At 57.2% G+C, this 26765-nt stretch carries 27 protein-coding genes and 1 pseudogene; 13 read left to right on the top strand and 15 right to left on the bottom strand.

Annotated elements, in window-relative coordinates:
• Positions 1 to 878: 878 nt before the first annotated feature.
• The 4 genes from AC1DPR_RS24675 (at position 879) to AC1DPR_RS24660 (ending at position 3851) form a co-directional block, all read left to right on the top strand.
• Positions 879 to 1928 carry a porin gene (locus AC1DPR_RS24675; protein ID WP_477817350.1) on the top strand — a complete coding sequence of 350 codons (1050 nt, stop codon included), beginning with the start codon at positions 879 to 881 and terminating at the stop codon, positions 1926 to 1928.
• Positions 1929 to 2667: 739 nt separating this feature from the next.
• Positions 2668 to 2931, top strand: coding sequence for a DUF982 domain-containing protein (locus AC1DPR_RS24670; RefSeq protein ID WP_018860444.1), 264 nt, complete (start codon positions 2668 to 2670; stop codon positions 2929 to 2931).
• 110 nt (positions 2932 to 3041) lie between these two features.
• Positions 3042 to 3353, top strand: a complete 312-nt coding sequence (locus tag AC1DPR_RS24665) for an ArsR/SmtB family transcription factor (protein ID WP_113162130.1) — start codon at positions 3042 to 3044, stop codon at positions 3351 to 3353.
• 141 nt (positions 3354 to 3494) lie between these two features.
• Entirely contained in the window at positions 3495 to 3851 is a 357-nt protein-coding gene (locus AC1DPR_RS24660; protein ID WP_210258435.1) for a PAS domain-containing protein, read from the top strand.
• 59 nt (positions 3852 to 3910) lie between these two features.
• Here the strand turns inward: AC1DPR_RS24660 and AC1DPR_RS24655 are convergent, their stop codons facing one another.
• A complete protein-coding gene (locus AC1DPR_RS24655) occupies positions 3911 to 4075 on the bottom strand; it encodes a hypothetical protein (protein WP_477817349.1) in 165 nt (54 codons plus the stop codon).
• A gap of 122 nt (positions 4076 to 4197) precedes the next feature.
• Here AC1DPR_RS24655 and AC1DPR_RS24650 point away from each other — a divergent pair, with 122 nt between their 5' ends.
• The gene (locus AC1DPR_RS24650) at positions 4198 to 4341 is read left to right on the top strand and encodes a DUF1127 domain-containing protein (protein WP_082728620.1); all 144 of its coding nucleotides are present in this window, start codon (positions 4198 to 4200) and stop codon (positions 4339 to 4341) included.
• A 196-nt stretch (positions 4342 to 4537) separates the two neighbouring features.
• On the opposite strand, the gene AC1DPR_RS24645 is transcribed toward AC1DPR_RS24650, so the two are convergent.
• Both AC1DPR_RS24645 and AC1DPR_RS24640 read right to left on the bottom strand, forming a co-directional pair.
• Positions 4538 to 5647, bottom strand: a complete 1110-nt coding sequence (locus AC1DPR_RS24645) for a LysR substrate-binding domain-containing protein (RefSeq protein ID WP_477817348.1) — start codon at positions 5645 to 5647, stop codon at positions 4538 to 4540.
• Positions 5648 to 6030: 383 nt separating this feature from the next.
• Positions 6031 to 6276 carry a hypothetical protein gene (locus AC1DPR_RS24640; protein WP_477817347.1) on the bottom strand — a complete coding sequence of 82 codons (246 nt, stop codon included), beginning with the start codon at positions 6274 to 6276 and terminating at the stop codon, positions 6031 to 6033.
• 786 nt (positions 6277 to 7062) lie between these two features.
• On the opposite strand from AC1DPR_RS24640, the gene AC1DPR_RS24635 reads away from it, so the two are divergent.
• Positions 7063 to 8400, top strand: coding sequence for an FAD-binding oxidoreductase (locus AC1DPR_RS24635; RefSeq protein ID WP_477817346.1), 1338 nt, complete (start codon positions 7063 to 7065; stop codon positions 8398 to 8400).
• A gap of 166 nt (positions 8401 to 8566) precedes the next feature.
• Here the strand turns inward: AC1DPR_RS24635 and AC1DPR_RS24630 are convergent, their stop codons facing one another.
• The gene (locus AC1DPR_RS24630; protein ID WP_477817345.1) at positions 8567 to 8812 is read right to left on the bottom strand and encodes a hypothetical protein; all 246 of its coding nucleotides are present in this window, start codon (positions 8810 to 8812) and stop codon (positions 8567 to 8569) included.
• A 309-nt stretch (positions 8813 to 9121) separates the two neighbouring features.
• On the opposite strand from AC1DPR_RS24630, the gene AC1DPR_RS24625 reads away from it, so the two are divergent.
• Positions 9122 to 9499, top strand: coding sequence for a response regulator (locus AC1DPR_RS24625; RefSeq protein WP_477817344.1), 378 nt, complete (start codon positions 9122 to 9124; stop codon positions 9497 to 9499).
• Positions 9500 to 9501: 2 nt separating this feature from the next.
• On the opposite strand, the gene AC1DPR_RS24620 is transcribed toward AC1DPR_RS24625, so the two are convergent.
• From AC1DPR_RS24620 to AC1DPR_RS24600, 5 genes are all read right to left on the bottom strand, one after another.
• Complete coding sequence (locus AC1DPR_RS24620; RefSeq protein WP_477817343.1) at positions 9502 to 9765, bottom strand: hypothetical protein; 264 nt, start codon at positions 9763 to 9765, stop codon at positions 9502 to 9504.
• 170 nt (positions 9766 to 9935) lie between these two features.
• On the bottom strand, positions 9936 to 10757 hold the full coding sequence (locus AC1DPR_RS24615) for an alpha/beta fold hydrolase (protein ID WP_477817342.1): 822 nt from the start codon (positions 10755 to 10757) through the stop codon (positions 9936 to 9938).
• Between the two features lie 164 nt (positions 10758 to 10921).
• Complete coding sequence (locus AC1DPR_RS24610; RefSeq protein WP_477817341.1) at positions 10922 to 11395, bottom strand: nuclear transport factor 2 family protein; 474 nt, start codon at positions 11393 to 11395, stop codon at positions 10922 to 10924.
• A gap of 84 nt (positions 11396 to 11479) precedes the next feature.
• A complete protein-coding gene (locus AC1DPR_RS24605) occupies positions 11480 to 14215 on the bottom strand; it encodes a winged helix-turn-helix domain-containing protein (RefSeq protein ID WP_477817340.1) in 2736 nt (911 codons plus the stop codon).
• A gap of 151 nt (positions 14216 to 14366) precedes the next feature.
• A complete protein-coding gene (locus AC1DPR_RS24600) occupies positions 14367 to 15107 on the bottom strand; it encodes a hypothetical protein (protein WP_477817339.1) in 741 nt (246 codons plus the stop codon).
• A gap of 17 nt (positions 15108 to 15124) precedes the next feature.
• On the opposite strand from AC1DPR_RS24600, the gene AC1DPR_RS24595 reads away from it, so the two are divergent.
• Positions 15125 to 16048 (top strand): hypothetical protein, encoded by a 924-nt coding sequence (locus AC1DPR_RS24595; protein ID WP_477817338.1) that lies wholly within the window; start codon positions 15125 to 15127, stop codon positions 16046 to 16048.
• 161 nt (positions 16049 to 16209) lie between these two features.
• On the opposite strand, the gene AC1DPR_RS24590 is transcribed toward AC1DPR_RS24595, so the two are convergent.
• Positions 16210 to 16965, bottom strand: a complete 756-nt coding sequence (locus tag AC1DPR_RS24590; RefSeq protein WP_477817337.1) for a hypothetical protein — start codon at positions 16963 to 16965, stop codon at positions 16210 to 16212.
• Between the two features lie 117 nt (positions 16966 to 17082).
• Positions 17083 to 17499, bottom strand: a complete 417-nt coding sequence (locus AC1DPR_RS24585; protein WP_477817336.1) for a hypothetical protein — start codon at positions 17497 to 17499, stop codon at positions 17083 to 17085.
• A 475-nt stretch (positions 17500 to 17974) separates the two neighbouring features.
• On the opposite strand from AC1DPR_RS24585, the gene AC1DPR_RS24580 reads away from it, so the two are divergent.
• Positions 17975 to 18184, top strand: coding sequence for a dodecin (locus tag AC1DPR_RS24580; RefSeq protein WP_477817335.1), 210 nt, complete (start codon positions 17975 to 17977; stop codon positions 18182 to 18184).
• A gap of 368 nt (positions 18185 to 18552) precedes the next feature.
• On the opposite strand, the gene AC1DPR_RS24575 is transcribed toward AC1DPR_RS24580, so the two are convergent.
• From AC1DPR_RS24575 to AC1DPR_RS24560, 4 genes are all read right to left on the bottom strand, one after another.
• Entirely contained in the window at positions 18553 to 19329 is a 777-nt protein-coding gene (locus AC1DPR_RS24575; protein WP_477817334.1) for a siderophore-interacting protein, read from the bottom strand.
• Positions 19330 to 19433: 104 nt separating this feature from the next.
• Positions 19434 to 20051: an O-methyltransferase gene (locus tag AC1DPR_RS24570; protein ID WP_477817333.1), complete on the bottom strand. Its 618-nt coding sequence runs from the start codon at positions 20049 to 20051 to the stop codon at positions 19434 to 19436.
• 39 nt (positions 20052 to 20090) lie between these two features.
• Positions 20091 to 20540 (bottom strand): PadR family transcriptional regulator, encoded by a 450-nt coding sequence (locus AC1DPR_RS24565; protein WP_477817332.1) that lies wholly within the window; start codon positions 20538 to 20540, stop codon positions 20091 to 20093.
• A gap of 195 nt (positions 20541 to 20735) precedes the next feature.
• Positions 20736 to 21713: a helix-turn-helix domain-containing protein gene (locus AC1DPR_RS24560; protein WP_477817331.1), complete on the bottom strand. Its 978-nt coding sequence runs from the start codon at positions 21711 to 21713 to the stop codon at positions 20736 to 20738.
• 194 nt (positions 21714 to 21907) lie between these two features.
• Between AC1DPR_RS24560 and AC1DPR_RS24555 the strand changes: the two are divergent.
• From AC1DPR_RS24555 to AC1DPR_RS24540, 4 genes and pseudogenes are all read left to right on the top strand, one after another.
• Positions 21908 to 24137 (top strand): annotated as a pseudogene (locus AC1DPR_RS24555) (TonB-dependent siderophore receptor).
• A gap of 4 nt (positions 24138 to 24141) precedes the next feature.
• Positions 24142 to 25266 carry an ABC transporter substrate-binding protein gene (locus tag AC1DPR_RS24550; RefSeq protein ID WP_477817330.1) on the top strand — a complete coding sequence of 375 codons (1125 nt, stop codon included), beginning with the start codon at positions 24142 to 24144 and terminating at the stop codon, positions 25264 to 25266.
• A 135-nt stretch (positions 25267 to 25401) separates the two neighbouring features.
• Positions 25402 to 26253: an alpha/beta hydrolase gene (locus AC1DPR_RS24545; protein ID WP_477817329.1), complete on the top strand. Its 852-nt coding sequence runs from the start codon at positions 25402 to 25404 to the stop codon at positions 26251 to 26253.
• Between the two features lie 161 nt (positions 26254 to 26414).
• Complete coding sequence (locus tag AC1DPR_RS24540; protein WP_477817328.1) at positions 26415 to 26675, top strand: hypothetical protein; 261 nt, start codon at positions 26415 to 26417, stop codon at positions 26673 to 26675.
• Positions 26676 to 26765 lie beyond the last annotated feature (90 nt).

Below are 26765 nucleotides of genomic sequence, written 5' to 3'. Positions count from 1 at the left end.
TCCGCCGCCCACGTTTCTCTTTCTTCTCATCTTCAATTGTCAAATAACAGACCAGATACCCCGGTCGAATTTCCTCGCCTCAAACCAAAAAGTCCAAGGAACCAATCAGCASCWAAGCCAATCTTAAAAGAAACTTGAGAGCGAAGGRCYTCGTCGCCAGCAGCGCCGCCGCCCTCGTTCAGTGAGGGGGCTTATAGATGCCCAACCAGAGAAACGTCAAGCAGGACTATTGGAATTTCGAGACAATTCGAACAACTGATTGAACTTACGAGGTAATTTTCTGAACGGCCCCCGTCGCTCACAGACCTCCGGTCGTAACATCCCGGATCTGTGTTGTGGACGCTCGCCGAGGTCCTTGGATGGAGCCTGGTCCAGAAGAACGGTAGCTCCCTCAAGTGGAAACCGTTCGGGCCTGACGATCGAAAGCCGCGGCTGACAAACTCTCCTCGGCATTGCTGTTGCCCATGACAGCGACTTCGCGCACCTCACCGCTGATAGACAGTCAGGTCTCCTCTCAAAGGGAATTTGGGGCGTCAGTGGAGATTCAGGTCAGATCATGGTGACGATCAAGCCGTCTATAACGGGAACTTATAAATCCTTTGCAATTCAAATTTGTGGGAGAGAACAACACCACGATAGATAGCAGGGGGAGCATGGACGATGCCGTGGGGGCAATGCTCGATCATAGATAGCAAGGGGGATCCGTGCACGTTTCCAATAGACAATGTCATTGGTAGTTTTTTCATTCAGGTAGAATGAGCACCACGCTTCTGCGCAAACGCACATTGCTTCGCAGAGCCTTTCACGAAAACTGGGTAGGTAGAGCCGTTTCTCGGCAATGATGACCTGTGCCCAATCGACAGAAGATTGGACTATTTATGAATATTAAGATGATCCTTGTGAGCACGACCGTGGCCTTGACTGCCCTCTCTGGCGCCCAGGCTGCTGACGCCATCGTTGCTGCTGAGCCGGAACCAGTTGAATACGTCCGCGTTTGCGACGCTTACGGCAGCGGCTACTTCTACATCCCAGGCACCGAAACCTGCCTCAAGATCAGCGGTTACATCCGTTTCCAGGTTAACGCCGGCCCGAGTGCCAGCGCAACCAAGGGCAACGGCAGCACTGTCGCCAACGACTCCGACTGGGACGCTTACACCCGTGGTCAGGTCCAGTTCACCGCCAAGAGCGACACCGAATACGGCCCGCTCACCGGTGTTATCGTTCTGCAGACGAATGCCGATAACGCTTCCTCGCAGTCGGCCGTGCTTGACTCCGCTTACATCGACATCGCTGGCTTCCGCGCCGGTCTGTTCTACAGCTGGTGGGACGATGGTCTCTCGGGCGAAACCGATAACGTCGGCAGCCCCGTCACGCTGCACAACTCCATCCGTTATCAGTACGAAGCCGACAACTTTTACGCTGGCATCAGCGTCGACGAGCTGGAAGATAGCCCATTCTACAACGGTGAACAGCCGAACAATGTTGGCGTAGCCGTTGGTATCGGCGGGAAGGCTGGCATATTCAGCTACCAGATCACGGCCGGCTACGACACCGACAACGAAGCCGGCGCGGTCCGTGCGATGGGCACAGCCGCTATTGGTCCGGGCACCCTTGGCCTCGCAGCTGTCTGGGCGTCCGATCCGGGTGCTTACTACAACGCTGCCGAGTGGGCGATCACTGCGGAATACGCCATCAAGGCGACCGACAAGCTGAAGATCACTCCAGGCGCTCAGTACTACGGCAGCTACGGCGTCGTTAATGCCGCTACCAACGCCGACTTCTCGGACAACGACGCTTGGAAGGTCGGTGTGACGGTTGAGTATCAGATCGTTGACAACCTCTACGCCAAGGCAACCGTCAACTACCTCGACGGCGACAACATCGATGACGTCACGACAAGCTTCTTCCGCCTCCAGCGCGCATTCTAATTAAAAAAGCGGCGCCGCGTTGCCGCATCTCTCTCCTCACGGGGAAAGGCAGCGCGGCACCGCACCTGGAAGTCTCTGATCGGTGGACCTCCGGTCGGATGCCAGGGGTGGTCTGGGTTCCCTGCCCGGCCGCCCCTTTCATTTTGAGGACGAAGCTATTCGCGAGAGAACGTCTTTCCAACGCGTCGCCGCCAGCACACGTTCATTGGCTTGTGCGCTGCCTCATCATACACGGCGCCGCAGCGTCTGGACGACGCCTGAGCTGGATCACGAGGTTTGCGCAGACCCGAACGCATTGGCTTTTCTTGGGTTAGCAGTGGCCCGGAGCGCGAAGGTGTGGTCATGCTTCATCGTCACGAAATGTAAACGAGAGTTGTTTTGCTTGAGAGCCTCGATCGTGAGGCGTATTGTCCGCAGCGCTGCCCACTCTCGGGCACTGCTCATCAATCTAGGCCCCACCCTATTGGGGCCTCTTTTTTTCAACTTGCTCTTCGTAACCCGGCGATATCATCGGGTAAAATACGAAGACCCAGTTCATGGGCGGCCGTGACAATGCGGCCCGGGCGTCATCAACTTGCGCGTAGCATTTGCACCGAGGTCATGAATGCTAGCCTCCGCACCCGCTCAAAGCACGGTCTTTCGTTGGTGCCTCTGCTGGTCGAGTCTCCAGCAAGGGTCGTGAAGCTGGAACACTTCTTGCTCGGTTAATGATGTGTTTACCGTGCGGAGGCGTTTTGTAATGAAGTGGCACAGAAGCGATCATTTCGCTCCCCTGATGCTGGTGATGGGTGGTCGGGAAAAATACAGGCTCGTCGGGTCCCTGAGAGAGGTTGCGGAAGCCCTTATAGGTGACTGGCCATCCGACGACGGAGAGGAGTACATGGAGGCGGTGAAGGTCTGCCTTGACGCAATCCATGGTAAGCTATCGGCGCAGGAAGCACGCGAAGCACTCATTCGGGCTGCGGACGAAGCGGGAATACCGGTAATCCGGGCTGTTCACTGAACACGTCTCAGAGCTGCGCTCGAATATCTCAAAAATGTAATGTAGCGATCTCTAGCCTGGACGCCATCTTACGTATAAGTCAGCCGCAGTTGGTTAAATGGTGAATTGAAATGCATGATGAAATGGTTTTCGTTGAGCACGCGAAGCTGCTCACTCTCCTCGCTAATGAAAAGCGGCTGCTTATTGCTTCCCATCTTCTCGGCGCCGAACTCAGTGTGAATGAACTCGCAGACAAGGTGGGCCTCTCGCAGTCGGCCCTCTCCCAGCATCTCGCAAGATTTCGTGCCGCAAGGGTAGTCACCACGCGGCGCGAGGCGCAGACAATCTACTACTCGACATCAGACGACAGTATTCGCAGGGTCCTGGAGACCGTAGGAGAGATCTTTGCGCGGGACGCCGGTCCGGCTGCCAAGTCAACATAACTTCTGGATGCCATACTCTTCTCTCAAAGGCCAACTTGCGGACACGTCGAGCTACGGACATTCTATGCAAAACGGCAAACGAGAGGACCAACGGTGCCGGACGCAAAGCACTTATTCGTCACGAATATCTCGGGTGAACGAATGCCTGACCCCGGCCTGTTTACGTGGGATATGAACGCCGACCTCGTGTACGCGGACGGTGCCCTCGCCGCGTTGTTCGGTCTCGATCCCGCGGAAACTGAACGGGGATTGCCGGTACAAACCTATCTTGATCGTGTGCACCCCGACGACGTGGCTGTATTGGCTAAACAAATCAGCGACGCCATTGTCGCGCAACACCCAACGGTACAGCACTATCGGTCACAAAAGGCAGATGGATCCTATGTTTCGGTTTCCGCCTTCGGCCGATGCTTTCGGGATCGCAAAGACAATCCGATCCACTACGCTGGAATTGTGGTGCCGGACGAAACGTCCCCACCCGTTGGGGCGGCTCATTGAGATGAGGCTACTGCGCTGATTGCACCAGGCTTTTCCGCGCGAGATTACGGAGACCGTAGTCATTCGCGTAGCAGCTGCCAAGTGTGGCCATATGGACTTCGCAGATCATCCCCCGCTCCGTTTCTGGCTGCCGTCGAGTTCCAGGCATCAATGCGAACCGTACGGATCGCATTGAGCATCGACTTGCCGCATTCACCACTGCGCACGACATGCAATCTACGCATAGCTGAGGTCCAGTCTTCGCGCTGCAAAATTGGTCCGACCAATCATATATAAGCGACATCGAAGTAATCGAAGCGCCACGGACTGGCAGCTGACTTCGAAAACCCAGGAAAGGGGATTTATCATGAACATCGCACGCTCTTTTATCAATTGGCGCAAGTATCGTCAGACGGTCTCCGAACTGGGCCGTATGAGCAATCGCTCACTCCACGACCTTGGCATCAATCGCGGCGAAATCGAGCGGATCGCAAGAGCTGGCGCTCGCTAAGTCCGCGAAAACAATGTGCAGTTTGAAGCGCTCGTCCTACCAGGCGGGCGCTTTTGTTTTGCCCCGGCAACGGAAAGCGCCAGAGCGGCTCGCGTATGGTCACGCCACGTAGCTCTGCCTATGCTTTGGGCGAAAATCGCACATGAGAGACGCGAGCATCCGTCTCTTGGGAAACCTCGATTGTCTAGATCGCCCGCTAGACTTCTTCGAGGAGCCAGTCCCGAAAAGCGACTATTTTGCGAGAATTCTGCCGTGTTTCCGAATAGACGAGCCAGAACTTCCCATGGCGGCCGGTCAAATCAAACAATTGCACCAAGCGACCTGACTGAATTTCGGTCTGAAAGAACATAGGCGTAAGAAGGGCTATCCCCTGCCCGGAAATTACGGCCTGGCTAATCGCGAGTTGCGTATCAAATTGGAAATTCTGAGAGAATGACGGTTTTGGGCTGTCGACGCCCGCTGCATTAAACCAGTCAAGCCACCAATCATCCCTCCAGTCGAGCAATGGGTGTTTCAGAACATCAGAAGGGACCCTAATTTCACCCACCGCCTCCAGGAAAGCCGGACTACAAAACGGGGCGAACTCCCGATCCATTAAGGGGTGAGCCTTAAGGCCAGGCCATTTGCCATGCCCCTCCCGGATTCCCACATCGAACGGCTCTCGACTGAAATCGACCACTCGGCTCATCGCTTTCAGTTCAATGTCGAGATCGGGGTTGGCATTTCGGAAGCGGCCCAATCGCGGAACCAGCCAGTTGGATGAGAAAGTGCTCGTTGCGGTGATCGAAAGGACCGTCTCCGCCCCCCGGCGAAGAGACACCCGATAGGCTTTCACCGGCCGCACGATGTTCTTTAGCGCCTGAGGTCCGATGTCCTCGTAGCCAAGAGGCAGCTTCTGTTCCACCTGCTCATAGACAGCGCTAGAAAGGCAGATTCCCCCCGGCTCCGCGAGTGCCTCAAGGCGGACTGCGACATTCACACCATCACCGAAGAGATTTCCTCCGTCGACAATCACGTCCCCAAGATTGATCCCGATGCGAAACCTCATCTGCAGACCCTCTGGTAGGTCGAATGAGCGCCCAGAAACATCTTCTTGAAATTCAATCGCTGCTCGCATCGCTTCCACCGGGCTCGCAAACTCAGCGAGAAAGCTGTCACCGGCTACAGCGAATATTCGACCGGAGTGCTTTGAGACCAAGCCCGCAATCGCAGTATTGCACGTATTAAGGGCCGCGTGGGTGCGCTCCTCGTCCACCTCCATGAGGCGACTGAACCCGACAACATCGGCAGCAAGAATGACGGCCAATTTGCGTTCCATGGAAAGCAAGATAGCTGACTACGCACTGGAAAACCATTACGGGAAAAATACGAGAATCGCGAATGTTGAGGAACCCACCTCGTGTCAGCACCCCTTCCGCTCAGCGGCGCTCGTAAACTCGGCTCAGCCTTTGTTGGTCATCAGTTCAAGGCCGAATACTCGAGGGCGGGCTGCCACCAACTCAAGTACTGAAAATCGAGATGTGTTTCTTCCGATCTGTTACGTCGCATAAGCAACACCCCGTTTTCCGAAAAGTCGGCGAATGTCTTTAGGGAGGCGGACCAGGATGCGTTTGGGATAGCTACCGTTTCTCCCAAATCGCGGGACAAGCCCGATAAGCGACATCTTTGCGGGTTCCCTGTGAGGCGGGCTCACTTTGATGTCAGCTGAGGAACGGTAAGTAAGCGGGCTTTTAATAGCGCCTGGCGGGCCATCTCGGCAACCTCGCCGTCGCGTTCTTCCGCAGCTTGCTTTTGATCCTTGTGCTCTTTGTACGCTTGGTCAGGAGATGATGTGCTTCTCCCTAGCCCCGTCTCGATGCCCACCTGCTGCGCAGAGGTCTGAGAAGCCATCAACGACGACGCGATCAACAGAACGACCCTCGCGAAACTCGACATGCGCCCTCTCCGCTGCCAGTTGCCACTCCGTAACAGTATCGACGTGTGATCTTGGCTAAATTAGGATCTTGGGATGTGGCTGGGGTGCTTCCCTGATTGTCCGCGTTTGTAGGTCAGGTCTGGTTCTGTCCGGACCGGTTGCAAAACCGTAAGGGTCGATCTGTCAAGGCTTGTGCGGGGCAGACGGATACCGCGTGTCCCGCATTGGCTGAAACAGCGTGATTTCGTCCTGATTGGGCTATCCCGCAGACGATGCATCTTGCAGCGACTAACTGTCCGCGGCCGCAGAACCGCACGCAAGTGCCCGAAGATTAAAAACGCCGTAAAGGTACTGAAAGTGACTAGCAGCACATCCATCCGGAATCAGTGGTGTTGAAAACGTTCAACTCTTGGCGTCGTTGCTCGTTGATTTCCGGAATTATGGTCAGATCAATCCGGAATATTGTATCGGAGCCTCACATCATTCCGGAATGGCTGAACTCTCGAATACGTCCCGCCCTTTTTTCTAATAAGTGGATGTCGTCAATCACGGATCGCAAAGAGGATGCCTGCCATCACGAGCGCAGCACCCATTGCTTGCTAGAGCGTAATCGCTTCACCCATGCCAGGCCCCATCCAGCCAAAGGAGCGACGACTGGCGTGATTTAAAAGACGGAAACTGCCTTTTCCGATGTCCGCTTTTAACGATCTCGGCCCTAAGCGGCCAAAACAGTCACAACCAATTCGACTTTGTTGCTGTTGCCTTCGATGATAGGTTGTCTCAGCATCCGGGAGAGGAGGCGCATTATGTCCGACCTGCTGCTGCGGGAGCTTTCCACTATAGGCAACTGCCCGGTTATCACGGCCGGTCACCAGGACTACGATGCCTGTCGAAAGGTTTGGAATGGCGTTGTTGATCGGCATCCGGCCGCAATCATCCAACCGCGCAGCACCGGCGATATATGTCGCGCCGTGCACGCGGCGGCGACGTCGAGAGCCTTATTGGCGGTCCGCAGCGGAGGTCATAGTTTCCCGGGCTTCTCAACCTGCGACGGTGGGCTCGTCATCGACCTCCGGTATCTCAACTCGGTTTCGGTTGATCGGCGAGCAGGCACTGCGGAAGTAGGTGGCGGCGCATTGCTCAGCGATCTCGACTGCGCAACGGTCCCGGAAGGTTTCGTCGTCCCAGCGGGCGTCGTCTCGCATACCGGCGTGGCGGGGCTCACCCTCGGCGGCGGTATGGGCTGGAATTCCAGGAGGTATGGACTGACCATTGACAGCTTGCTGGGCGCGGAGATCGTGACGGCCGCAGGAGAAGTCGTGTGGGCGAGCGAAACATCGGAGCCTGAGCTTTTCTGGGGCATTCGCGGTGGCGGCGGCAATTTCGGCGTCGTGACCCGGTTCCAGTTCAAACTGCATCCTATCGACACTATCGTGGTTGGCGTGTGGAACTATCCGCCGGAACGGGCGAGGCAGGCGCTGATCGCGCTACGCGAACGGGCCACAAGCAACTCGCGGGATCACGCGCTGGCATTCACTCTAACATCGGCGGGCCTCAGCGTGACCTCGGTCTGGCAAGGAAAGCCAGCGCTCGCAGACGCCGCTTTGTCCCCGTACGGTACCCTCGCAGGGACCGGCGAAGGAACAATGAACTTACTGCCTTTTCTCACATTGCAAAGCCGTAACGACGAGCACTTCTCCTGGTCGCGCCGCTACTATTCCAAAGGGGGATTTTGGCTGGATATTACGGACGATGCCATTGATCAGGCATTGCTTGCGGCAGGCAGCGGTCCCAATCCCGATTGCGAAATCTTCGCCATCCAGCTCGGGGGAGCCGTTGGCGACAGCGCAGAGGACGCCACGGCCTATTCGGGACGAAGTGCCAGCTACTATTGGATTGCCGAACCGGTGTGGGATGCAGTCGCCGACGACGAGCGCTGCATCGCCTGGGGGCGGGCGACTGGACAATCGCTTTCGAGCAATGCGATCAATGGAAACTACGTCAACGAGCAGGCTGACACCGGCATCGGCGTTGCCTTGGAAGCGTATGGCAAGTCAAAATATGAGCGCCTCGCACGCCTCAAGACTCGCTTCGATCCAGCAAACTTGTTTCGTTTGAACCAGAATATCAGGCCGCTGGCTTGAGGCTCACTTTCAAAAGCTTCGCCCACCGGCAGTTTTTAGGCCCCTAGCGGACGCGTTAAATAACTCGCCGTCGTGACGGGAAAAGAGCCCCGCCATGAAGCGGGGCAAGGTCAGGGCTCCTGAGTGTCACATCGTCGGATGTGAGCGAAGTTGAAAACGTCGGCCGCTATGCCTTGGTTCCATCTCCATTGAGATCGAGGCCTCGCGCGGCGTCGACAATGTGCTTCAACTGGCCGACGTCGCGCACGCCCTGCTGATAAAGCTCGATGGTGATTGCGCCAATGCGATCCGCCTCCTCGCTGCTAGGCTCTATGCCGAACTCGTCGCAAATAGCATCTAGGACTGCGTGGCACTTGCGGAGGTCATCTGAATGCAGGGGCTCATCGTGGCGAGTAAAGTTTTTGCGAGACATCACAACATCCTCCATGAAGAACATCTCGGTTGCCATCGCTAAAAGGGCCCCGCCGTGAAAACGGGGCAAGCGTTGGCACTTAGGAAAGGTCGAGGCAAACCGCCTCTGGCCGATAAATGCGATTCCCGGCGTTTTGTTCCGGCCGTGAGTGAAGGCGCTTATCGTCCAGCCGGTTTCCGTTAACGGCGGCTCGGTAAGTCTTGATTGTCCCTTGAACGTCGAGGCGAGAAGCCTAACTTAAGTTGCAACTAAAGTTGGCTTCTCGGCCAAAAGTCGCGTCGCTTTCGCAATGGAAAGGAGCGGCCGCCGATGGACTCACAGCCGCCTAGGCCAGTAGTTCTCGTCGTCGAGGACGAGCCCTTACAGCGCATGATGGCGGTTGACCTCGTCGAAGACGCGGGGTTCACAGCCGCGGAAGCGAGAGACGCCGACGAGGCCGTTCGAATTCTGGAGAGCCGCGCCGACATCTGCATCGTCTTGACCGATATCGACATGCCCGGAAGTATGGACGGCATGATGCTGGCGGCAGCAATCCGAAATCGTTGGCCGCCCATTGAGATTATTCTCGTCTCGGGCCATGTCCGGGACTGTAAGGTAATGTTGCCGGAGCGTGGCGTCTTCTTTTCCAAGCCGTACAATAGCCGCACGTTGACCAAAACGCTGGTTGAACTTGGATCGCACCATTAAAATCAGGATGGCGTTCCGCTCCCGATAGCTTCCGAGAGGGGACCAGTAGCCTTTGGCGACCACGCCAAAGACACGACGTTGATCGCCTCGGAGAGCGCTGTGGGCGATTTCTCCCCCGAGAGGACTCGGTCAACCACTGCGGCCATTGCCGCCCGTCCGTTGTCGGAATCGATTGCCACTTTGTGATCTTCGCACCAGCGGCGCACCACATCGATGACAACCTCGGTGTCATCTTCGTCCAACTCCGCAAGACCGACTAACCACATCACACACCTCCTGCTCGCAGAAGCGCATTAATGTCGCACGATGGATGCTTGATAATAAGATGCAGCTCAGCACTGCGACAACAAAAATTTCGGTGAGGTACTTGAGGCTCGCGGGCGTCGCAAGGTCGGACAATTGGGAGAAAGCATTAGCTGCTCTCTCCACTTTCAGTTCATGAACGCACGAACGCCAATAGGTCGTTGTTTAGCTCGCCCTTGTGTGTCGTAGCGAGACCATGAGGAGCCCCTTTATAGATTTTAAGGACAGCCCCTTTCACCAATTGTGACGAAGCAAGCGCGGCGGCCTGGATTGGCACGATCTGATCGTCATCGCCATGGATGATTAAAGTCGGCACGTCAAACTTCTTGAGGTCGTCCGTTTGATCCGTTTCGGAAAACGCCTTTACGCAGAAGTACGATGCAGGAAGCCCTGCGAGCATACCCTGCCTCCAGAATGCCTGGCGCACGCCTTCCGATATCTTCGCGCCGGGGCGGTTGTAGCCGTAGAATGACATGCTGAGGTCGAGCCAGAATTGGGAGCGGTCGGCAGCGACCGACTTTCGGATGCCGTCAAAGACTTCAAGTGGTAACCCGTTTGGATTGCCCTTTGTTTTCAACATCAACGGAGGCACCGCTCCAACCAGCACCGCTTTTTTCACGCGGGACGTTCCATGCCTGCCGACATACCGTGCTACCTCGCCGCCTCCGGTGGAATGGCCGACCAGCACGGCTCCCTGCGCGTCAAGATGAACGAGAAGCTCGTTCAGATCATCAGCATAGGTATCCATATCGTTGCCATGCCACGTCTGACTGGACCTGCCATGTCCCCGCCGGTCATGGGCAATGACCCGGTAGCCGTGGGAGGCGAGAAAGAACATCTGATCTTCCCAGGCGTCCGAACTCAGCGGCCAGCCGTGGCTGAACACGATGGGATCGCCAGTGCCCCAGTCGTTGAAGAAAATTTCTGCACCGTCTTTCGTTTTGAAGGTTGCCATAACTCTTCGTTCCTTGAATTGCTTGGGGGCGGCCGTCCCAGCATCACTTTGACGAAACCCGGCCGCAATCAGGCTACTTGGGAGGAAGGGCGCGACGCCCAGAATAGCGCCGCGAATGATCACAGCTCGGCGATCAAGCTCCGATGCAAGAACCGGAGCCATAGCTAGAGACCGAGTTCAGATAGACTGGGGTGGTCCGCTGGTCGGGGTCCACTGCGGTCCCAGTGGTACTTGCGGTCAGCGGGTTTGATGGGCATGTCGTTGATGCACGCGAAGCGGCGGCGCATCAGGCCGTTCTCGGCAAACTCCCAGTTTTCGTTGCCATACGAGCGATACCAGTTGCCGGAATCATCGTGCCACTCGTACGCAAACCGGACGGCAATTCGGTTTTCGGTGAACGCCCAAAGCTCCTTGATGAGGCGGTAATCCAATTCCCGCGACCACTTCCGACTTAGGAAGGCGACGATTTCTGCCCTGCCAACGGCGAACTCGGCGCGGTTTCTCCAGTAGGAATCCGGCGTATAGGCAAGCGAGACCTTCTCAGGATCACACGTGTTCCAGCCATCCTCGGCGGCTCGGACCTTCTGGCGGGCGGTCTCCAATGTAAATGGAGGAAACGGGGGGCGGCTCTCAGACATCTTCATTCTCCCTTGATGAACTGCGGAACCATTTGCGCCTGGCCCGACGTAAATGTCCTTGGGAGAAAGCTTAAACTTTCTGAATCAAGCCAGTTGAGCCAGGAGTGTTCTCGCCCGCACTGTATCCGGCGTATCGATCCCCTCGGGGACCACGCATGCTTCGAGCACCTCGGCCGCCCTATCCCTTTCACCCCGATCTGTGAGCGACATCGCCAGGGTGGTCGTCGCCCTCATCGCCCAGAGTCCAGCGCCCTGCTGTTTTGCAAGCGAAATGGCTTGCAATAGCTCTGCATCAGCCGCCACAAAATCTCCTCCCCCTGCTAATTTGAGGGCCTTGATCCTTAGCAACTCCGCGAGATACCAATCATTCCCATGCTCTCTCGTGAGGCTGAGTGCCTTGGATATGTGTGTCGCTGCTTCGGCAGCATCTCCCAATTCCAGCAAGGACTCGGCTAACAGGCCGACGAACCTAACGTGGTGAGCGGTGAATCCAGTCTTTGCCAAGTCCGCCAGAGCAATGCGCAAGTGATCGACACCCGCCGCAAGGTCTCCTCCGGCAATCTTCAATTCGCCGAGATAGCATGAAGCCCACGCCTCCCAGACCATCAGGCCATGACGTCGGGCCTCCTGCTGAAGGGTTTCGAGACATCGTTGTGCGCTTTCCAGCCGCCCCGCGCCGAGGAGAATTGGGATGCCAGCTTCAACAAATACGTAGCACCTCGTCATCACGTGGTCGCTGCACCGGCCTTCGTCTACCGCACATTCCGCTAGGAGCAGCGCATCCGAGACCCTTCCGCTGATCCACGCCACCCGAGCCAAGACGGCGCGTGCGACGAGCGACTGGTTGACACGGTAGCCCGCCGTATTGGTCCGAGCTGCCGAATGGTCGTATTGTGCGATGACGTCTTCAAGGCTTTGCCTGGCCGAAATCTGGTCTCCCGAAAAGTGTTGGGACACCCCTATCATGCGTTTTGCCATCAAGGGATCGGCCGCCTCCGTGTGGCTGAGTGCCAGCGCTTCGAATTGCCTTGCCAGGGCCAGCGCTCGTTGGGGCTTTCCACCGTATATGCTAGCGGTCCATAGACCCCACAGCGCTCGGGCCTGAAATGGGCTCGCCCCCGCTTTCTCCGCAAGCTCAAACAGTCGCTCCCATGCAACGTTGCTTCGCGTGGTCGGTCCGACAGTAAACGTCAGCGCGGTCCCGAGGCTGGCATTCAGGATCATCTCATCCTCAACGCTGATAGGAATGCCCTCTCGAACGTAGGTCAGCGCGGCCTCTACTCGACGTTTGCACTCCTCGACCATCGACAGTTCGAGGAGAATTGGCGCACCGGCAGCGCACAGCCGAACCGCTACCTCGGCATTTCCAATGGGCGAAAGCGCCCAATTCAGCGCCGTATTAAGATTCTCGACCTCTCGTTTACCCGCGTCGAACCAATCGGCTCCCAGCCCTCGTTCTTTTGCTGTTCTCATCAGGTTGAGGGTGCGAATGACATATTCGGCGTGCCTGTTCGATATCATTGAGGTGTTGCCCGCCGCGTCGGCTTTCTCTCTGGCATAAGCACGCGTCGTTTCGAGAAGCGAGTATAGCGGCGGTCGAGCACGCGGATCGAAAACAACCAGCGACTTCATGACCAAAGCGGTGATGATATTCACAAACTCGCCCGTCGATACCTCCGCACCAGTTACTTCGTGTGCCGCATCCAGGTCGAACTCCCCGGCGAACACGGCCAAGCGATAGAGCGCGACCTTTTCTTGTTCCGACAGGAGGTCGTAACTCCAGTCCATCGTTGCCCGTAGCGCCTGGTGCTGCGGAAGGGCAGTTCGGTTGCCACCAGTCAGCAGCGCAAACCTGTCATCGAGCCTATCTCTCAGCGCCTCGATCCCAATGGCGGCAGCTCTAGGCGCGGCAAGCTCGATGGCAAGCGGAATGCCGTGAAGCTTCGTGCAAATCGCGGTTGCCGCCGATTTGTCGGACTCGCTGAATGTAAAGGAGGGCGCAACAGCCCGAACCCGAGCGATGAATAGCGCGACGGCGTCGTCACAGGCATTTGACGGTAGGATGGGCAACGGCGGCACCTGATAGAGCGCCTCTCCGCCCACCCAAAGCGGCTCTCGGCTCGTCGCCAGTATTCGCAACTCCGGGAGAACGCGCAGAAGGAACTCCGCAAGCGTGGCCACGCCTGACGTCAGATGCTCGCAGTTGTCGAGGACGAAAAGGATGGGACTTTGGCCCAACGCCTCCGCAATCAGGGCTGGCGTCGGGGTTCCGCCTGCAAATACAAGGCCGAGAGAAGCAGCCATCCGTTGGCTGATCTGAGCCTCGTCGTGTATCGTTGCGAACTCGACGTAGGCAGCGTTACCCGTCTTGGCTGCCAGCCTTGCAACCTCCAGGCCGAGCTGCGTCTTCCCGATGCCTCCCATGCCCGTCAGAGTCACAAGTCGATGCTCGCCGAGCAGTTCCACAACCCTCGCAATGGATTCACGTCTGCCGAACAGCCTGGTGATGGAGGCAGGTAATCGCATTGGGCCGGTCGCCGCCGCAATACCCGGCAACCGGGTGTTGCCCACCACCGACTGCCAATTCGGCACCAGTCGGTAGCCTCGACCTGACACCGTTTGGACGATACTTTTGTGTTCACCCAGCGCCTTCCGAAGGGCAGAAACGTGGACCTGCAGGTTGTTCTCTCCGACAAAAACTCCAGGCCAAAGCTGGTTCATGATCTCGTCTTTCGTGACGAGTTTTCCCTCCGCTTGCACAAGCATGTCCCAAATTTCCAGTGCTCGACCTTTTAGGACATCAGAAGGAAGATCAGACATGCGTGCCTCAGTTCCGTTTCCCCGGTCGCGAGGATGCTTCGCATGATCTCCCAAGATTTCCCCAGATGTAAATAATGCAGGGGTTGCATGTCGTAGTTTCAACTACTTAGCCTCACCGCGCATTCGCGGCCAGGTGTCGATGGTCGGCTCGTCAGTCCCGGCGGAAATTCAATGCACGCAAGCCTGCTTTTGCCACTGCAATGCCTGACGGCTTAAGCTTCCCCTCTAGTGCCATCAGTACTACATCGCCAATGTTCAGCCCTCGCGCCCGGCAGTAGGTCGGAATGCTCTGCGTCCCGGGGGTTGGTGGCTCGGCAAAGAGGGATCGGGTTCGCTCAACAAACTCGAACACCTCGGTCGCGAAGTATCGAGGACCCGCGACCCCGCCGACCGACATATGCAAGAACTCCCGGACGTAGCCGTTTTTGGCCAACCGCCTGAACTCGGTCCCTGAAATCCCTGTGATTTCCCTCGTTTGTGGCAGCGTGATTAGGTCGTCAACCAGTGTTTTCAGCTTCTCAAAGGTGGCTTGGTCGATGGAGTGCGCGTCGTCGTTCCATTTGGCATTCGGCAGAAGGCCAATAGCTTTTACGAACGGCCCCAGCCCTTTCACCGGCAAGCCGAGTTCCTCAGCCGCCTCGCGGAGCGTCCTGTCCGAGCGCGTCGGATTGTAGTTGGTGAACTTGCGGCCAAGGGTCCCCACTCGGGCGAACCCTTCATACTGTGCCGCTTCCAGTTCGTTCCAGAGTGGGTTGCTATCTCTGCCTATTGCAGTGCCGGGCATAAAGGCCCACCCGGTAGACGCGAAGAAGCCTCGACGTCGCACATCTGCCGAGACCATCGTTTCATACCAGGTGCTGAACCATGTTACCCGGGGATCATGATGAGCCATCACATGGAGAATCCCTAATGGCGCACTCGCCACATCCCGTTCGTATTCTTGCTCTCGATACCTTGGTCGAAGTTCGCAAAAGCGAGCTGGATAACAAAGTCCAAGAGCGCACCAATGCGACGCCCGGATGGAAGTCGTACAAAGAGCAGGTGGCAATCCGGTCGTGGGCGGAGCGAAACGAAATGGCCGGGCTGACCGAAGACCAGCTGAACCTGTATGAATTTCTCAATCGCTCTCTCCGGACTTTGGCGGAAAATGTGCTGTCGCCTTCGCAAGACCCACAGATTTACGACGTCTCCGACCTGATCGCGAAACTGCCAGATCACGACATCGCCCACTACAGCCTGGGTCAGCTTACACTGCCGCATGACAACATCTATATCGACTTCGGCAACGGATCACGCTTCCAGATCAGCGAAGAGCATGATCTGCGGTTTGGCGGCGCGTACGTGTCGCAGAAGGAGGTCCCCGGGCACGACGAAAGCTATTTTTCGGTCACCTTGGTCTGCGCCGACGTCGATCTGGAAAGCGCTTGGGAACAGCCGCTTGGTCAGACAATGCAGCGTGCCTCGAAGATCATCCGCGCTGAATTCGATCGCACCAAGACGATTGCGGCTGCTCTGTCTGCGGATTCCACTCTCCAGCACTTTACTGCCGATGACATTATCCGAAGCAATCCTTCTGCAATTACTGCAGCGCTTGATGCGGTCGTTCGGTCAATGATCTATCTCGGCACTTACCAACCAGACTTGGAAGTTGGTTGTGATGATGAGGCGGATGAAGACGATTTGCAGGAATTCCTTGATGGCGACGAAGATGCCGCTCAGTCGCTAATCACATCCGGTTTTCCGCCTGTGAACTTCGTTGGAAGGAATTTGAAAAAGATCGATCTTCTAGACGAGCCGGATTTCGACCGCGATCACATGGGATTCAGAATTTAGGAAATCCGTTGCGACATTGCGGCCGTCGGCGTCGCATTTACTGATTCGACTGATTTTTTCTGATTTTCATTCCGGAACTTGTGAAGTTTTTCCGGATGGATGTGAAGCTCGATAGAAAGCGTCGTCGGCCGGGACGTCCCCGGTTCTGAAGTCGCTCTTGCTCAACCCGCATCATATCGGGAAAGCATTCGCCTTAGCTGATCGTTTTGCAAACGCAGCTTTTGAGCCAATTCCTGTCTCAGCTGATTGATTTCGCTGTCTAGCACTATGCTTTCGGAAACGAAAGCTGCTTCAGGCGATACCTGCACTGTTTCGATCTCGGCAATCGGCAAAGAGCGCCGTTTCACCTTGGGCCGTTCAACGCCGGAAGCGCTTTGCGCCGACCTCACCTTACGAATACGCCCGACCTCGGCTTTCTGGCTTATTGGAATTGGCGTGGTGGTTGCGCTGGCATCGCTCGTCAACAATGTGGCCGGTTCGGTCGATTTTCCGCTGCCGTTAGAATTCGCGGTGGTAGCATTTCTGGCATTGGCTTCAGGTGCATTCGGCACTGCAGTTGAATGTGAGAGTTCCGCTCGCAGACTCAACCTGTCCTTCGTCACAAGCCTTATCGTCGTTGCCAGCACGGGCTCGGCGTCGTTGGCCAGAGAAAGGCGGGAAGGCGCCACAATCCTCTCTTGCGGCTCCGGTCGTTGGACGCTGCCATCGAAAGGAGCGGCCGACGGCTCAATGAAAGCCTCTTCAATGCGTTGGGGAGAACCCTGGAGTTCAGATTCCTCGGTGTCAGGAAGCGTTACGGCCTCGACGTCTTTAGCACCAGGATGCGGTATCTTCGAAGTCTCGTCCTCGAGCTCACCACGTCCTTCTGAGTTACCACGGGATACCAACCCAGTAATCAGTTTCCACGCTGATCTCATCGATCCGCCTCCTCCGACTCGGTGTTCCAAGAACATAGTACCGGGCCGGAGACCGGGCTTGCAATGCTTGCCCGGTCATCAGTCTTATCGTTGTGGAAAACCCGTGATCCTGTTCACTCAAGCCAGGCCAAGCTTCTTCCGAAGGCCAGCGTTCTCTGTGCGGAGCTTCTCGGACAATGCCCTTCGGAGCTTCTGGTTCTCTTCCTCGAGCTTCAGAAGATCCGCAAAGTCGTCCGACGCTGGCTTAGGCGCCTCAGCTTTCCGCCGCCCGCGCTTCTGAGGTTGCGCGGTTTGCTTTGGTTTGGTCGAGGCAATTTTATTTCCCGGAACGGGCGTCGCCGAAGCAATGGCCTCACCCTTTTCCGTGTTCTTCCGGCGGCCGCCACGTGTCGTCTTCGCGGGCGCACTCACCGACGTGCCTACGGCCGTTTCAGCGACGGTCTTCGGCTTTCGCGGTGCGCGTGACTTCTTTACTTTAAGTTCATTCCCGGCTGCCGTGTCGTTAGTGATGGTAGCTTTGATTTCGTCAGTCATGTGGAACTCCTTGGTGGGCGAAATGTTTGACTGTGCAAAGTCACCGCAATCATATGCGCAATTTTCTTTAAAACTTGTTGATCATGACATTCGGGTACCGATCGCGAAACAGCCCCAATTCCACTACCTAAGCACAACCAGTTCGCTCGACAGAAAAAGAGCCACACAATTCCTGCATTTACAATCGGATACTTCGGAGAGCGAATTGCATTTTTTTCCGTCAGGGGCTCGCCGAAGCCTGAATGCCTGCCCCTGTGCGTCAGAATTTTGTTTCAAACCTTTCCTCGCTCGCTCATATTCCCTTCATGGCAACCGATTGGTGCGGCGCGTTACATTGGCGAAGTCGAGACGACATTTGGGCATGAACGAAATCTTGAACGCCAGTCGGACTTGAGACTCTACGGACGCAAACTTTCCTTCGGACGAGTTGGGCGATCGGGTGCCTAAACGCAACATCAATGGTCGGAGGACGGAAATGAGCGATCACGTCTATAAAAAGGTGGAGCTTGTCGGAAGTTCGAAAGTCTCGGTGACGGAGGCGATTGAGACCGCTATATCACGAGCGTCAAAGACAATGCGAAACCTCGATTGGTTTGAGGTTGAGCAGATCCGGGGCCACATCAAGAACGGCTCGGTGGAATACTATCAGGTGGTCATGAAGGTCGGCTTTCGAATAGACGACTAGGCATCGGCTAGCCACGTTCCCGCTGCACACGTGCAATTCACTCACGACTGCGCTGGTTGCGGATCAATACACTCGCCGTTCCACATAACAAACAACCGATTTCCCTGAACAGTATCGAAGATGGCGGCAATGTACGTCGGCAAGGGAAAAGGAGCACATCGTGGTTGCGTTTTAGCCTGGCGGCCGTTTGAAGGGTCGCCGGGCTGTGGTGGCGCTGAGAAACATCGTTACACAGTACGATGCGAGGTTGATGATATGACTTTGGCTTGCACCATGGAACTGGTGCGCGCCAGACCACCTCCCGCAGCACATTCTACCGGGCTCTGTCTACGGCGAGAGAACCGGCTTGCATGCACTGGCGGCCGAGCTCAATCCTCGAACTTTTCCGTCGTGTCGGCCTTGCCCTGCACCCAGTAACCGGATGCGCGCAACCAGTTGGCTGGATGCTTGCGTTCATCGGTGAGATAACTGCGAATGCGCCGCGTAACCGAGCCTTCCGCGGCGATCCAGACAAAAGTGCCAGGTTCGACGGCTATGTCGCTTAGGCGGTCGATCAGACGGGCAGGATCAGCCGCATTCTCTCGATAAATCCAATGGGCAGTCAGATTCGCTTTCGTCTCGAAGACCTGCTCGTCCTCAGAGCCCGGCACGGCCACGACGCTGGTCACCAACGTACCCGATTGCAGCTCCTCGATGCGGCGGCCGATCGAAGGAAGGGCCGTTTCGTCTCCGATCAGCAGCCAGGAGCGGATTGGTCCTGATATGATCTGGGAGCCGCGGGGGCCACCGATCTGTATCATGTCGCCCGGGCGAGCGTTGAGTGCCCATTGCGTCGCCGGACCGGCATCGTGAACGGCAAAGTCGATTACGAGCGTGCGTGTCGCCACATCATATCGCCGGGGCGTATAATCCCGCATTGCCGTTCCGCCGGCACCGTCGGGCACGAAGATCTTGATGTGATCACCCGCCGACAGCGAGGTGAAGTCCTCAAGCTCCTCGCCTCCGAGGGTGATGCGGATCATATGCGGAGTCAGCCGCTCGGTGGATAGGACATTCAGCTGCCGCCGTTTCAGCTCGTGGCGCACGCGCTCTATGCGCGGGCTGTTTGCGACTTCGGTCAGCCGGTCGCCTTGCAATATATTCATGTGTTCGTTCCTTTGCTGTCTGTCGTCGTACGACAGTGGAAAAAGACGGCGAGCCGGCAAAGCATTTCCATCGGGAAGTTCTCGGGAAGCATTTCGAGCTCCGCCTAGTCCGGCTCGAAACGGCTGACTTCAAGGCCAGCACCCACCGGAAGCAATATGCTCGTCATCCCCGGCTTCGCGCGCACCGCCCTCCCGTACATCTTCACGTTCTCGTCGCCAGTCCGCAGCATATTGTCGGCGACGACGATCGCGCCGGGGTTGAGTTTGGGATAGAAGGCTTCCAGGCACGGAATGTAGAGATCCTTCCACAGGTCGAGCAGCACGAAGTCGACGCCAAAAGGCAGCGCGCTGATCATCTCCACTGCATCCCCGACCTTGAAATCGATATAGTCAGAGAGACCGGCAGCCACCGCGCGTTCCTGAGCGTATAGTGATTTGTATTCGTGAATTTCCATGGTGGTCAGGCGCCCGCCGCTTGCCCTGGCAGCCTCGGCGAGCCAGATGCCGGAATAGCCGAAGGAGGTCCCGATCTCCAAAATCGCGGGGGACTTCTGGCTTTTGGCGACGATGTTGAGAAACCTTCCTGTCTCCGGCCCCACAGCCCTCATACGGCGGTCCTGTCCACCATCACGCCCGCCTGGCGGCATTTCGCGTGGCCGCGCCTGCTCCTCGCGGATGAGAGCATGATACGCTTCAAGAACCGCTTCGATCTTCTGGTCCATTGTCTCTACCTTTGAACGCCTGGTGCCTCCCAGCGTCAGTCAGCGGCGTTCGATTGCCCGCGCCGCCTCGTCCAGGATGTTGGCGATATCACCTGTCGTCGCCTCATCCGGCGGCCCCTTTCGAAGCCGCAGCCGCAAGGCGAGCTTGAGGTTTTCCATCGCTCGGATGATCGCGTCTGGAACCTCATCGTGCCCCCGCTCGCCCGGTACTGCCCGGGTTAGCAGTTCCTCCACGAGCGATCTGTTGGCATCTATAAAGGCTCTCCCCTGCTCCGTGACATGATAAAGCTTGCGCCCCCCCTCCTCGAGTTCGATTGAGGCGTAACCCATGTCGTCGAGCCATGAGAGCGTCGGATAAATGACGCCTGGACTGGGTGTATAGTTGCCTCCGAGGCGCTGCTCGATTGCCTTCATCAACTCATAGCCGTGGAAGGGACGCTGCAAGATCATCGCTAGGATCAGCAGGCGTAGCTCGCCATAATCGAACATCCGCTTGCCGCCCCTATTTCTGAGGTGCCGTCCCTGGTGATCATGGGAAGTATCGAAAGGTCCGTGTTTCATAATTTTTGGATATATCTCGATATATCGAAAATCAAGATATATCGAGATATATGACGAAAATTTAATCTCCTGTTGACAGGGGGGGTGGCTCGGTCGTCCAAACCGTCCTGTTCATCCGGCCTGCTAGCCACGCGCCTTCTTCGGGGTGAAGCCATATTGCCGCTTGAAGGCAGTCGAAAAATTCGCCGGGCTATTATAGCCCGCCACGTAAGCCGCCTGTGCAATCGTCAGACCTTCGTTCTCGAGCGCAACCCGAGCCTGCTCAAGTTTCTGACGTCGGACGTAGTGAAACACCGTCGTGCCATAGGCTGCATGGAAGAGCCGCTGGAGGGTATTCACACTGACCCCGGTCTTTGCGGCGATCTCGTCTACCGACAGGAAGTCGGGGGTACTTCTCAGGAATTCCTCCGCCCGCAACAGCCGCCTGCGCTCGATCGCACTAAGATTGCCTCTGGCATCGGCTGTGGTCTTTCCTTCGACTAAAAGCGCGAAGGCCTCTCCGATGATACCCAGCACCCGGCTCTCCACGTACAGTCGGTGGAGGTGTGGCTCCAAGACGGGCGGACTGATTGTCTGATCGGCAAGCGCCAGGAGCGAGGGACTTGGCACCCAGGAACGCGAAGACAGCTTACCCGACATGAAGTCTCGCAAGCCGATAGCACTCGCATCCGCGAAGACATCGCCTGATTCCAGCCAGCCAGGCAGGATCTTGACGGTCAGCTTGCGCACCCGGTCGCCCGGTGCCGCATGGCGCCTGAACAGCTCCTTTTCCTTCTGATGGAACAGGGTCGCCGACGGTATCCAGCGGCCGCGCAGATATCTCGGCATCGGAATGTTCTGGTCCCCGATGCTGGCCGCGACACCCCCCTGAAAGAAGAGCTTGATCCCGAGATGGGGCGGGGCCTCTGTCTCGGTTTTGAAGTCGCACAGGTTGGTGATGTCCGAATAGTGAATGGACAGCCCGGCCCGGATATTCGTCTTGGTGAATTTTCCCCGCAGCACCGTCTGGTCGGAATCAATATTCGAGTTGACCAACCTGAAGGCTCGATTTCCCGCCTCCATCTGATCGAATAATTCATGCGCAGTGACCAGAGAGTTCATCCGGCAGGCCTATCAGCAATTTCAGCATCAGTTTTGCGCTCGGTGCCAAACTCAAATGAAAATGGCGTTTTCTCAAACAAGTTCGCCGTAGCCTTCGCGCCCCAGATGGCTATAACGCAAAACTTGAGATTTTACATCATCTTTTGTTGGCCGGGGCCATATGCCCCGCGACGACCGAAGGCCAAGAGGGCAAAATGGGACATAAACAAACAGTTGCGTGGCTGCTGGCGGGATCCGTGAGCATTCTGACGACCGCAACAGCCGGAGCGCAGGAACAAGCCGCAACTCCCCTCCAGCCAATCACGATCAAGTCTGAAAAATCCGAGAATGATGGACCGATCGTCAAGGTGTCGCGCACCGGAACAAAAACCGACACGCCCATCTTAGAGACGCCGCAATCCATATCTGTGGTGACCAGCGAACAATTCACGAAGCAGGGCGCGACGAGCGTCTCCACAGCTTTGCGCTACGAGCCGGGCGTTACGGTCGGCTCTCGCCCTGGCGATCGCTTCGACAGCGTCTTTATTCGTGGCTTCGGAGGTTTCGGTGGCAACGCAAACTACGTCCATTACTGGGACGGCCTGCGGCTGCCAGCGGGCATAAATTATAATGTTCCCTCGGTCGATCCATTCTTCCTGGATGGCATCGAAATCACGCGCGGACCGGCCTCCGTCCTTTACGGGTCAGGCAATCCGGGCGGGCTGGTCAACCTCGTTAGCAAGGAACCGGCAGCCCAGACCGGCGGAGAAGTCTTTGCGCGCGTCGGCAATAACGGTCGGGCCGAGGGTGGCTTCGACGTCACAGGCCCCGTCGGTCAGAGCGGCGACCTTCTCTACCGTCTGACAGGTGTCGGGCGACTCTACGACCTTGGCTTTGACTATTCGGACAGCAAGCGCGTTGCCATAGCTCCCTCCATGACCTGGTCGCCGGACGAGGATACGACGCTGACGGTCAAGGCGACCTATACGCGCGACCCGAACGCGGCCCTGACGAATTGGCTTCCTGCACTCGGAACGCTGCAGAAGAATCCGAACGGCCAGATCCCCTTTGATTTCTTCAGCGGCAATCCCAACTACAATTCTTTCGATCGCACCCAGAGCACGGTTGGCTACGAATTCGAACATCACTTCGACGATGTCTGGACGGTGAGGCAAAATCTCCGGTTCATGCACAGCGACAGCGAATTCAAGGCCTATTCGGTCGTCCCCAATGCCGCAGCCTGGGCAGCGGCCGGAAGCTGCGGCGGTTTTGCCTATCTTTGCCTTGGCCGCCAGTCCACTCATTACCTCGAGCAGTTCAACGCCCTTGCAATCGACAACCAGGCGGAAGCCGACTTCGATACCGGCCTTTTGGAGCACAAGCTGCTGCTCGGCCTCGACTACCAGCTCGTCGACGCCCGCTCGATTTACGGCAATGGCGCGACGACTTACATCAACTATCTCAATCCCGTCTACGAAAGCGCCCCGAACGTAAAGCTCACCGGGCGGCAGGACCAGACCCGCCAGCAGACCGGGGTTTACCTGCAGGACCAGATGAAGGTCGGCAACTGGAATTTCGTGCTGGCTGGTCGCAATGACTGGTCATCAATCGACAGCGCCACCACGACCCTGGCATCCGGAGCGGTGAAAGACGTCGAAACCCGCGACAATGCCTTCACCTGGAAAGCAGGCCTCCTATACGAGTTCGATAATGGTGTGGCTCCCTATGCCAGCTACTCCACTTCGTTCGAACCGACGATGGGCACGGGATACGGCGCCGTCCCCTTCAAGCCCACGACCGGTCAGCAATACGAAGTCGGCGTTAAGTACCAGCCGACCGGTTTCGACGGTCTTTTCACTGGCGCTCTACGACCTGACCCAGCAGAATGTGCTTACCACGGACCTCGTCCATACGAGCACGAACACCGCTCTGACAGGCTGCAGCGCAACCACATGCCAGACGCAGACCGGTGAAGTCCGGTCGCGAGGCGCGGAAGTCGGCGCAAGGTTTGCGCTGCTCGATGGCCTCAATATCAGTGCCGCCTATACCTATGCGGATGTGGAGGTGACCAAGAGCAATGTACCATCGACGATCGGCAGAACGCCGGTGGGCGCCCCGGCCCACATGGCAAGCCTTTGGGCCGATTACACGATCGGCGAGGGTGCGCTGGAGGGGCTGAATATCGGGGCCGGTGTACGATATATGGGGGCCACCAATGGCGATGCAGCCAATACGGCAGCCATGAAGGTACCGTCCTATACGCTGTTTGATGCCTCGATCAGCTACGATTTCGGAAACTACGACACCAAGATGAAAGGCTTCCAGCTCGCGGTCAACGCCACCAATCTCTTCGACAAGCAATATGTGGCAGCTTGCGCCTCGGCATATCAATGCTTCTATGGGACAGGCAGGGTGATCATGGCAACCGCCTCTTACAAATGGTGATGTCTTGAAACTCCCCTCCAACGGAAAAGGCAGCGGGCATTGGCAGCCCGCTGCGGTCGTCTTGCTCATCTCCTCGATGCTCATTGCATTCACCAATTCGCCGGCACGGGCCGAGATCGTAACGGATCTCAAGGGCCGAACGGTCTCGCTGACGAAACCGGCCGAACGGCTCGTTGTCGACGATGGGCGTATGATCCTCGCCTTATCCTTCCTCTCCGCCGATCCTGTAGGGCTCATTGCGGCATGGCCGCACGATATCGACCGCTTCGGTCGCGAACTCTACGCCAGCTACGTGCAGAAATTCCCGCAGCTCGATCGCTTGCCGAAAACAACCAGCAATGCGCAGGACATGATGGTCGAGCAGATTATCGCGGCCCGACCGGACCTGGTGGTTCTGTCGACTTATTCCCATCCGGCCGAAGCGCAGTTGCGTCAGCTCGTCGCTGCAGGAATTCCGGTGATATTCGTCGATTTCGTTTCTGACCCGCTCGTCAATACGGATAAAAGCCTGGAGATCCTCGGCAAAGCGACAGGCCACACACAGGCCGCAGAACGCATCGTTGCGCTCCGCGCCGAGCATCGGGCGATGATCGCAAGGCGGATCGGCGCCGCGGCCGATCACAGCAAGCCGGCTATGCTGATGGAAACTCATGCCTCCTCTGATGAACCCTGCTGCAATTCGCCAGGAGCTGCGGGGATCGGCAAGTTCATGGACCTGGCTGGCGCGCGCAATATCGGCGATATTCTCCACAGCAAGCCGTTCGGTCAGCTCAATCGTGAATATATCGTCGCCAGCAAGGCGCAGGTCTATGTCGCCACCGGTGGGGAATACATGAAGAACCGGGGCGGTCTGCTTATCGGGCCGCATTTCAATGCCGCTGAGACCGATGCATCGCTGCAGAACCTCCTTCAGCGGCCAGGTTTTTCGACGATTCCCGCAAATGACGGCAAGAACGCACACGGGATGTCGCAGCAGCTGTTCAATTCGCCTCTGGACATCCTGGCTCTCGAACTGCTGGCCAAATGGTCACATCCCGCGCTCTTTTCGGACATCGATGTCGAAGCGACGAGGCAGCAGCTGAACGCTCTGTCGGCAGTTCCTTTAAGCGGCACCTATTGGACGGAATAGCCGGTAACTTCTGAATCCGACGAGGTCAATTTGATGGGTCACGCGAACAGCAAAAATGCGTCATTGCCTTCGGAAAACCGGACCGTCGATAGTGATGGGAGACAGCTCGTTTTGGACGGCTGCCGCAAGTTCAGCATGAGATCGGCTGAAACGGGACTGGACTATGAGATCTTCACTTATGTTCCGGACACTCCGCCTCCCCGTTCGGGCTTTCCCGTCATCTACGTCCTCGACGCCAACTCCGATTTCGTGACTGTCGCAGAAACGGTGCGGCGCGTCTCCCGCAGGCCTTCGGCGACCGGGATCAGCCCGTCGGTCGTCGTCGGCATCGGCTACCCGAATACGCGCAACTACGATCTCGACCGGCGCTATCTCGATTTCACCCGCGGCGTTTCCGCAGACCCCACTGGCGCGGACGTTCCCGCCGATGGCTGCGGTGGACAGCCTGCATATATACGTTTTCTCGCCCGCCAGCTTCTTCCTTATGTTTCCGACCAGTTCGACATCGACCCTTCTCACCGGGTTCTCCTCGGTCATTCGCTCGCGGGTTATTTCGTGCTCGATCTTCTCGCCCAATGCCCCGAAATCTTCAATTCCTATATCAGCTTCTCTCCCTCCCTCTGGTGGGACAGGCCCAGGCTTGTCGAGACGCTGAAGGAACAAGGTGCGGGCAAAACGGCACTTCGCCTCTATGTCAGCGTCGGCCGGTTTGAGCAGGAGCTTGCTCCCTGGCAGGCCGCGGCGGGATTTAACACGGAATATCAGGACCTGCGGGCAGCCCGGCGCATGATCGACAACGCCCGGGAGGTCGCAGACGAGATCCAGGCCACTTTTGTGCCGGACGCGGATGTCAGGTTCGAAATCGGCGACCAGGAAGACCATTCGACGATTGTCACGACAATGCTCTGTCGAGCCCTCCGCTTCGTGGACGCCGGCCGAATTGAGAAAAGCGCGGACCCACCCGGAACACCTGCGGTGACCGGCTAACCGGGCGAGCTAAAACAGGCGCCTGGGCGCCCCGAGAGAGTATTTCTACCGGCGTTCTCGCTCCTTGCGTCCATCGCGTCGCTGGTCGTGCTCAAATTTCGAACTACATCGTCGGAACAATGGGTGGACCAGCCTGCACCATGGAACACGAGTGAGGACCGATGCCCCGCGTCATAATCATCGAATGGAAGTCGATCGATGGTACCCTTTTCGTTCATTTTCCCGAGCCGTTTGCAATGGCACCCCTGGAATGGAAATCCTTTGCCGCCCTCTTCGATCGGATCGGTTTCCAGCCGGGGCAGAAAGATATTCGCACGATGCCTCCTTCCGCAGACGCGCCACGGCGTCTAGCAGATGGCTTGATGGCGCTCGGGTACTCGCTGGAACATCGAGGTGACGTCCCGGAGTCAATCATCAAGTAGCCGCGTTTGGGACCTGCCCCCGTCAACTGAGAAATGGCAGTCTGGCTTCAGCTCCCCTTGGCACGTGACGATTGTGCAGCAGTCACAGCA

It is taken from the genome of Rhizobium sp. 01T417, from assembly GCF_056398905.1.
The sequence above is the reverse complement of the archived record's forward strand: the minus strand, read 5'-3'. Positions and strand labels throughout refer to the sequence as shown.

What these genes read in the sequence shown, in the direction of transcription:
- AC1DPR_RS24675 (WP_477817350.1), top strand. Translation starts at nt 879, where the DNA reads ATGAATATTAAGATGATCCTTGTGAGCACGACCGTGGCCTTGACTGCC.
- AC1DPR_RS24590 (WP_477817337.1), bottom strand. Translation starts at nt 16,965, where the DNA reads ATGAGATCAGCGTGGAAACTGATTACTGGGTTGGTATCCCGTGGTAAC.
- AC1DPR_RS24665 (WP_113162130.1), top strand. Translation starts at nt 3,042, where the DNA reads ATGCATGATGAAATGGTTTTCGTTGAGCACGCGAAGCTGCTCACTCTC.
- AC1DPR_RS24670 (WP_018860444.1), top strand. Translation starts at nt 2,668, where the DNA reads ATGAAGTGGCACAGAAGCGATCATTTCGCTCCCCTGATGCTGGTGATG.
- AC1DPR_RS24575 (WP_477817334.1), bottom strand. Translation starts at nt 19,329, where the DNA reads ATGAATATATTGCAAGGCGACCGGCTGACCGAAGTCGCAAACAGCCCG.
- AC1DPR_RS24630 (WP_477817345.1), bottom strand. Translation starts at nt 8,812, where the DNA reads ATGTCTCGCAAAAACTTTACTCGCCACGATGAGCCCCTGCATTCAGAT.
- AC1DPR_RS24605 (WP_477817340.1), bottom strand. Translation starts at nt 14,215, where the DNA reads ATGTCTGATCTTCCTTCTGATGTCCTAAAAGGTCGAGCACTGGAAATT.
- AC1DPR_RS24655 (WP_477817349.1), bottom strand. Translation starts at nt 4,075, where the DNA reads ATGCGTAGATTGCATGTCGTGCGCAGTGGTGAATGCGGCAAGTCGATG.
- AC1DPR_RS24610 (WP_477817341.1), bottom strand. Translation starts at nt 11,395, where the DNA reads ATGTCTGAGAGCCGCCCCCCGTTTCCTCCATTTACATTGGAGACCGCC.
- AC1DPR_RS24540 (WP_477817328.1), top strand. Translation starts at nt 26,415, where the DNA reads ATGCCCCGCGTCATAATCATCGAATGGAAGTCGATCGATGGTACCCTT.
- AC1DPR_RS24570 (WP_477817333.1), bottom strand. Translation starts at nt 20,051, where the DNA reads ATGGACCAGAAGATCGAAGCGGTTCTTGAAGCGTATCATGCTCTCATC.
- AC1DPR_RS24560 (WP_477817331.1), bottom strand. Translation starts at nt 21,713, where the DNA reads ATGAACTCTCTGGTCACTGCGCATGAATTATTCGATCAGATGGAGGCG.
- AC1DPR_RS24635 (WP_477817346.1), top strand. Translation starts at nt 7,063, where the DNA reads ATGTCCGACCTGCTGCTGCGGGAGCTTTCCACTATAGGCAACTGCCCG.
- AC1DPR_RS24620 (WP_477817343.1), bottom strand. Translation starts at nt 9,765, where the DNA reads ATGTGGTTAGTCGGTCTTGCGGAGTTGGACGAAGATGACACCGAGGTT.
- AC1DPR_RS24585 (WP_477817336.1), bottom strand. Translation starts at nt 17,499, where the DNA reads ATGACTGACGAAATCAAAGCTACCATCACTAACGACACGGCAGCCGGG.
- AC1DPR_RS24600 (WP_477817339.1), bottom strand. Translation starts at nt 15,107, where the DNA reads ATGGCTCATCATGATCCCCGGGTAACATGGTTCAGCACCTGGTATGAA.
- AC1DPR_RS24625 (WP_477817344.1), top strand. Translation starts at nt 9,122, where the DNA reads ATGGACTCACAGCCGCCTAGGCCAGTAGTTCTCGTCGTCGAGGACGAG.
- AC1DPR_RS24595 (WP_477817338.1), top strand. Translation starts at nt 15,125, where the DNA reads ATGGCGCACTCGCCACATCCCGTTCGTATTCTTGCTCTCGATACCTTG.
- AC1DPR_RS24650 (WP_082728620.1), top strand. Translation starts at nt 4,198, where the DNA reads ATGAACATCGCACGCTCTTTTATCAATTGGCGCAAGTATCGTCAGACG.
- AC1DPR_RS24580 (WP_477817335.1), top strand. Translation starts at nt 17,975, where the DNA reads ATGAGCGATCACGTCTATAAAAAGGTGGAGCTTGTCGGAAGTTCGAAA.
- AC1DPR_RS24545 (WP_477817329.1), top strand. Translation starts at nt 25,402, where the DNA reads ATGAGATCGGCTGAAACGGGACTGGACTATGAGATCTTCACTTATGTT.
- AC1DPR_RS24640 (WP_477817347.1), bottom strand. Translation starts at nt 6,276, where the DNA reads ATGTCGAGTTTCGCGAGGGTCGTTCTGTTGATCGCGTCGTCGTTGATG.
- AC1DPR_RS24660 (WP_210258435.1), top strand. Translation starts at nt 3,495, where the DNA reads ATGCCTGACCCCGGCCTGTTTACGTGGGATATGAACGCCGACCTCGTG.
- AC1DPR_RS24615 (WP_477817342.1), bottom strand. Translation starts at nt 10,757, where the DNA reads ATGGCAACCTTCAAAACGAAAGACGGTGCAGAAATTTTCTTCAACGAC.
- AC1DPR_RS24565 (WP_477817332.1), bottom strand. Translation starts at nt 20,540, where the DNA reads ATGTTCGATTATGGCGAGCTACGCCTGCTGATCCTAGCGATGATCTTG.